The organism is Streptomyces sp. NPDC058525, assembly GCF_042719495.1.
Taxonomy (GTDB): domain Bacteria; phylum Actinomycetota; class Actinomycetes; order Streptomycetales; family Streptomycetaceae; genus Streptomyces.
The window spans coordinates 1-5,472 of sequence record NZ_JBHXNP010000190.1 but is presented as its reverse complement, the minus strand read 5'-3'; the positions used below and the strand labels follow the sequence as shown (position 1 = coordinate 5,472).

At 70.9% G+C, this 5,472-nt stretch carries 5 protein-coding genes and 1 pseudogene; 1 reads left to right on the top strand and 5 read right to left on the bottom strand.

From position 1 onward, the window contains the following. Positions 1-133: 133 nt before the first annotated feature. The 5 genes from ilvD to ACFWP3_RS41330 form a co-directional block, all read right to left on the bottom strand. Entirely contained in the window at positions 134-1,984 is a 1,851-nt protein-coding gene (gene ilvD / locus ACFWP3_RS41350) for a dihydroxy-acid dehydratase (RefSeq protein ID WP_384232053.1), read from the bottom strand. A gap of 127 nt (positions 1,985-2,111) precedes the next feature. Beyond that, positions 2,112-2,729 (bottom strand): TetR family transcriptional regulator, encoded by a 618-nt coding sequence (locus ACFWP3_RS41345; protein ID WP_384232051.1) that lies wholly within the window; start codon positions 2,727-2,729, stop codon positions 2,112-2,114. Next, positions 2,726-3,559, bottom strand: a complete 834-nt coding sequence (locus ACFWP3_RS41340; protein ID WP_384232049.1) for a sugar phosphate isomerase/epimerase family protein — start codon at positions 3,557-3,559, stop codon at positions 2,726-2,728. Before ACFWP3_RS41340 ends, ACFWP3_RS41345 begins: the two co-directional genes overlap by 4 nt. Positions 3,560-3,670: 111 nt before the next feature. Beyond that, the gene (locus ACFWP3_RS41335) at positions 3,671-4,252 is read right to left on the bottom strand and encodes an HD family hydrolase (protein WP_384232047.1); all 582 of its coding nucleotides are present in this window, start codon (positions 4,250-4,252) and stop codon (positions 3,671-3,673) included. A 16-nt stretch (positions 4,253-4,268) separates the two neighbouring features. Beyond that, complete coding sequence (locus tag ACFWP3_RS41330; protein ID WP_384232045.1) at positions 4,269-5,126, bottom strand: XRE family transcriptional regulator; 858 nt, start codon at positions 5,124-5,126, stop codon at positions 4,269-4,271. 103 nt (positions 5,127-5,229) lie between these two features. Here ACFWP3_RS41330 and ACFWP3_RS41325 point away from each other — a divergent pair. Further along, a pseudogene (locus tag ACFWP3_RS41325) lies at positions 5,230-5,472 on the top strand (IS982 family transposase); the annotation flags it as partial.

Sequence of the window (5,472 nt, the reverse complement as noted above, 5' to 3'; positions counted from 1 at the left end):
CACCCACCCCAAACGACAACGTCGGCCTTCAAGACCACAACCGGGTCTTGAAGGCCGACGTCACGCGAGCCCCCGAATAAACCAACAGCATCCGGAGGGTGCGGGGGCGTCGCGCCGTGCCGTGCGTCCGGGGTCAGCCCAGGCGGGAGACGTCGCGGACGGCGCCCTTGTCGGCGCTCGTGGCCATCGCCGCGTAGGCGCGCAGGGCCGCGGAGACCTTGCGCTCGCGGTCCTTCGGGGCGTAGACGCCGCCGAGGGCCTCGTGGCGGGCGGCGAGGGTGGCCTCGTCGACCAGGAGCTCGATGGACCGGTTCGGGATGTCGATGCGGATCCGGTCGCCGTCCTCGACGACCGCGATGGTGCCGCCCGAGGCCGCCTCCGGGGAGGCGTGGCCGATGGACAGGCCCGAGGTGCCGCCGGAGAACCGGCCGTCCGTCACGAGCGCGCAGACCTTGCCCAGGCCGCGGCCCTTGAGGAAGGAGGTCGGGTAGAGCATCTCCTGCATGCCGGGGCCGCCGCGCGGGCCCTCGTAGCGGATCACGACGACATCGCCCGGCTTGACCTCCTTGCGGAGGATCTTGTCGACGGCCTCGTCCTGCGATTCGCAGACCACGGCCGGACCCTCGAAGGTCCAGATCGACTCGTCGACGCCGGCCGTCTTCACGACGCAGCCGTCGAGCGCGATGTTGCCGCGCAGCACGGCCAGGCCGCCGTCCTTGGAGTACGCGTGCTGCACCGAGCGGATGCAGCCGCCCTCGGCGTCGAGGTCGAGGGTCTCCCAGCGCTCGGACTGGGAGAAGGCGCTGGCGGAGCGCTTGCAGCCGGGGGCCGCGTGCCACAGCTCCATGGCCACCTCGGAGGCGGTGCCGGAGCGGGCGTCCCACTTCGCGAGCCAGTCCTCCAGGCCGTCGGAGTGGACGGTGGTGACGTTCTTGTTGAGGAGTCCGCCGCGGTGCAGCTCGCCGAGGATGGCGGGGATGCCGCCGGCCCGGTGGATGTCCTCCATGTAGTACGTGCCGCCGGGCGCCACGTTGGGCGCGACCTTGGCCAGGCACGGCACGCGGCGCGAGACCTCGTCGATGTCGGTGAGGTCGTACTCCAGGCCCGCTTCCTGCGCCGCGGCCAGCAGGTGCAGGATCGTGTTCGTGGAGCCGCCCATGGCGATGTCCAGGGCCATGGCGTTCTCGAAGGCCTCGCGGCTGGCGATGCTGCGCGGCAGGACGGAGTGGTCGTCCTGCTCGTAGTGGCGCTTGGTGATCTCGACGACCGTGCGGCCGGCCTCCTCGTAGAGGGCGCGGCGGGCGGTGTGGGTGGCCAGGACCGAGCCGTTGCCGGGGAGGGCCAGGCCGATGGCCTCGGCGAGGCAGTTCATCGAGTTGGCCGTGAACATGCCGCTACAGGAGCCGCACGTCGGACAGGCGTTCTCCTCGATCCGCAGGACGTCCTCGTCGGAGACGTTCTCGTTGGAGGCGTCGACCATGGCGTCGATCAGGTCGAGCTTGCGGACGGTGCCGTCGACGAGGGTGGCCTGGCCGGCCTCCATCGGGCCGCCGGAGACGAAGACGACCGGGATGTTCAGGCGCATCGCGGCCATCAGCATGCCCGGGGTGATCTTGTCGCAGTTGGAGATGCAGATCAGGGCGTCGGCGCAGTGGGCCTCGACCATGTACTCGACGCTGTCCGCGATGAGGTCGCGGGAGGGCAGCGAGTACAGCATGCCGGCGTGGCCCATGGCGATGCCGTCGTCGACCGCGATGGTGTTGAACTCGCGCGGGATGGCTCCGGCGGCGCGGATGGCGTCGGAGACGATCCGGCCCACCGGGGCGAGGTGCGTGTGCCCGGGGACGAACTCGGTGAAGGAGTTGGCGACCGCGATGATCGGCTTGCCGATGTCCTCGCTCGCTACGCCCGACGCACGCATAAGGGCGCGTGCGCCCGCCATGTTGCGGCCGTGGGTGACGGTGCGGGACCTCAGCTCGGGCATCGGGTTCACTCCCCATGAGTGCGGCCGGCCTTGCGAGCGCGGCCACGGCTGTAGATATGAATCAGTTACGAGGCTACGCTCCCGGCCCGCGATACGGACGGCAAGTCCGCATGCCGGGACGGGCGGCTCATTCCTCGGTCAGGTAGCGCTGGAGGGTGGGCGCCACCAGGGCCACGATGTCGTCCGGGTCCGCGGACGCGAGGGGCTCGACCTGGACGACGTAGCGCAGGATCGCGATGCCGACCATGTGGGAGGCGGCGAGCTCGGCGCGGAAGGTCGGGTCGGGCACGGCGAGGTCGGCCGCCACCCGTTCCAGCAGGCGGCGCAGGACGATGCGGCGCAGCACGGCGGCCGCCGCCTCGTGGGTCAGCGCGGAGCGGATCACGGCCAGCAGCGGCGCCCGGGTGACCGGGTTCTCCCAGATCCCGAGGAAGTAGCGGACGAGCCGTTCCCCGATGCCGTCCGGGCCCTCGCCGAGGATCGCCGGGACCACCAACGCCGGCTCCATGCTCAGCTCGATGGCGGCGGCGAAGAGGTCGTCCTTGGTGCCGAAGTAGTGGTGGACCAGGGCCGGGTCCACGCCGGCGGCCTTGGCGACGCCGCGTACGGAGGTCTTGTCGTAGCCGCGCGCGGCGAACTCGGAGCGGGCGGCGAGGCGGATGCGCTCCTGGGTGCCGGGGCCCTCCTCGACCTCGTCCTGGCGGGGCCGGCCGGGGCCTCGGCGGCGCTTCACGGGCTCGGTCACAGGCGCCGGACCCCGTCGTGCGGGGCGGACGCGGTGGCCAGGTGCAGGCGGGTGAAGGCCAGCGCCTCGGCGAGGTCGGCCTCGCGCTCGGCCGAGGACATGGCGCGCCGCGTGTTGACCTCGATCACCACGTGGCCGTCGAAGGACGTACGGGCGAGCCGTTCCAGCAGCTCGGCGCAGGGCTGCGTACCGCGGCCCGGGACGAGGTGCTCGTCCTTCGCCGAACCGTTTCCGTCGGCGAGGTGGACGTGCGCGAGCCGGTCGCCCATCCGGTCGATCATCTCGGTGGCGTCGGTGCGGGCGGTCGCGGTGTGCGACAGGTCGACGGTGAAGTGCCGGTAGTCGTCCTTCGTCACGTCCCACTCGGGCGCGTACGCGAGCATCTCGCGGTCGCGGTAGCGCCAGGGGTACATGTTCTCGACGGCGAACCGGACGTCGGTCTCGTCGGCCATCCGCCAGATCCCGGTGACGAAGTCCCGCGCGTACTGGCGCTGCCACCGGAACGGCGGGTGCACGACGACGGTGGACGCGCCCAGCCGCTCGGCCGCCGCCTGGGCCCGCTGGAGCTTGGTCCAGGGGTCGGTGGACCACACCCGCTGGGTGATCAGCAGGCACGGCGCGTGGACGGCGAGGATCGGCACCCCGTGGTGGTCGGACAGCCGGCGCAGCGCGTCGACGTCCTGGCTGACCGGGTCCGTCCAGACCATGACCTCGACGCCGTCGTAGCCGAGGCGCGCGGCGATCTCGAAGGCGGTCGCCGTGGACTCCGGATAGACGGAGGCGGTGGACAGGGCGACTTTCGCGGTCGGGACACGGACTGGTTCTGCCACGGACACAGGGTACGGGGTGCGGCCCGGCGGCTGCCCGGGGCGTGACGACGCCCACGCCCGGCCCGATCCCGACCCGGGGGGGCGGAACACCTGTCGGGAAACCTGCCGGGGTCACTCGCCGAGGAACGTCTTCCGCCATTCCAGCGGGGACATGGTCAGAGCGGCCTCGGCGAGGGCCTGCGCCGACGCCGTCTTGAGGCTGCTCAACGAGGTGTCGATCCAGTCCTGCACCAGGCTGTAGCCCTGGGCCCGGTACTCCACCGCCTGCACCAGGCACTCCAGCTTGTCGGCGTCCTTGGCCACGATCGCCTCCGGAGAGTCACCGTTCTCGTACTCCCCTACGACCCGCCGCACCCCGGCCGCCACCGCCGGGTGAGCGGCCGAGACCTGGTCGGCGGTGACGGTCTCGTTCGTCGCCGCGTCGATGTAGCGGCGGCCGATGTGCGGGATGTCCCCGATCCGGGTCTCCTGCGTGTCGTGGAACAGGCACATCAGTGCCACCTTGGCGGGGTCCACGCCCTCCATCATGGCCAGTACCGCGCCGACGATGCCCACTCGGAACGAGTGCTCCGCGATCGACTCGGGGTTGTTGTTCCCGGTGAACCACCAACCGGTGCGCTTGGCGTTCTTGAGCACGCCCATCTCGAACAGGAACCCGGCCGTTCCCTGCGCGTTCGCCGTCTCGTCTGCCATGTGGTGACCTCCGGTTTCAGGTTCGATCACGTAGAACGTAGTTCACGGTGCTCAGTTCGCGGCGGGATCTTTCCGAGACGCCACCCGCGTCCAGCAGGTGCTCCGTACGCTTCGCCAACTCGCGCACCAGCACGCCCGACGCCTGCGGCAACCATGGATGGGCCGTCAGCAGGGCCCACATGGTGTGTGCGTACAAGTCGACGAAGCCGGGGGCGTGGTGCAGGCCGTAGGTAAGCCCCCGCAACAGGGTGACGGGGTCCCAGCCGGTCAGCCGGCGGTCTCGCATGAACAGGTCATCGGACTGCGGCAACGGCGTGCCGCCCAGCCAGTAGGCCCAGTAGTTCAGGTTCGCGGCCTCGCCCGCGTCGTCGCCCGCCATCGCCCGCTCGATGAAGTCCAGCAGCGGTACGGGGTCGCCGAGGCGAGCGAGAGCCGTAGCCGTCGACCGCGCCTCGGCCCACTGCGGTGTCCACCCCCTCCGGGCCGGCAGACCCCGCCTGGCATGCAGGGCCTGCGCCGTCCACGCCACCGCTTCCGGGCTCTTGTCGTACGAGGTCAGATACAGCGCCTGGCGGTGCAGCAGAACGCCCCGAGGGTCGGTCCGCGGTGCTGCCTCCGCCATGGTCCGCAACTGCTCGAAGAACGCGGACCGGTCACGCACGGGCAGGAGCGGCGAGGCTGCCGTCGGCCCCCTCCGGCGCTGGGATGGAATCTCGGCAAAGGACGGCGGGCGGGTCCCGGTGAGCGCCCAGGCGAGCATGTGCGCAGTGTCCCGGGTGTGCACCCACTCCGCGAGGGGGTGGGGCCTGTCGGTGCTGTTGAGGGTGGCGCTGATGATCCGGTCGGCGTCCATCGCCGCGTCCAGCATCCCCACGACCACCGCATCCGCACCCAGTGCGGCCAACCGCCGCCGAAGGCCTAGACGAGTAAGTCCGAAGTCTTCGGGCGCATGAAGCGAGGGTCTCGTTGATCCGTTTGTGACGACAGATCTCGAAACCCTCGCGACAGCACTGTACGTGAGGATTGATGACTCTCTGGCAGGATCGCGGGGATGGGGCCGACCGCCGAGGCTGACGGATGCCGAGCTGTTGACGCTCGCGGTCATGCAGGCCGTTCTCGGCTTCACCTCCGAGGCCCGCTGGCTGCGGTTCGCCCGCCGCCACCTGACCGGCGAGTTCCCTTACCTCCCCGAGCAGTCGGGCTACAACAAGCGCCTGCGG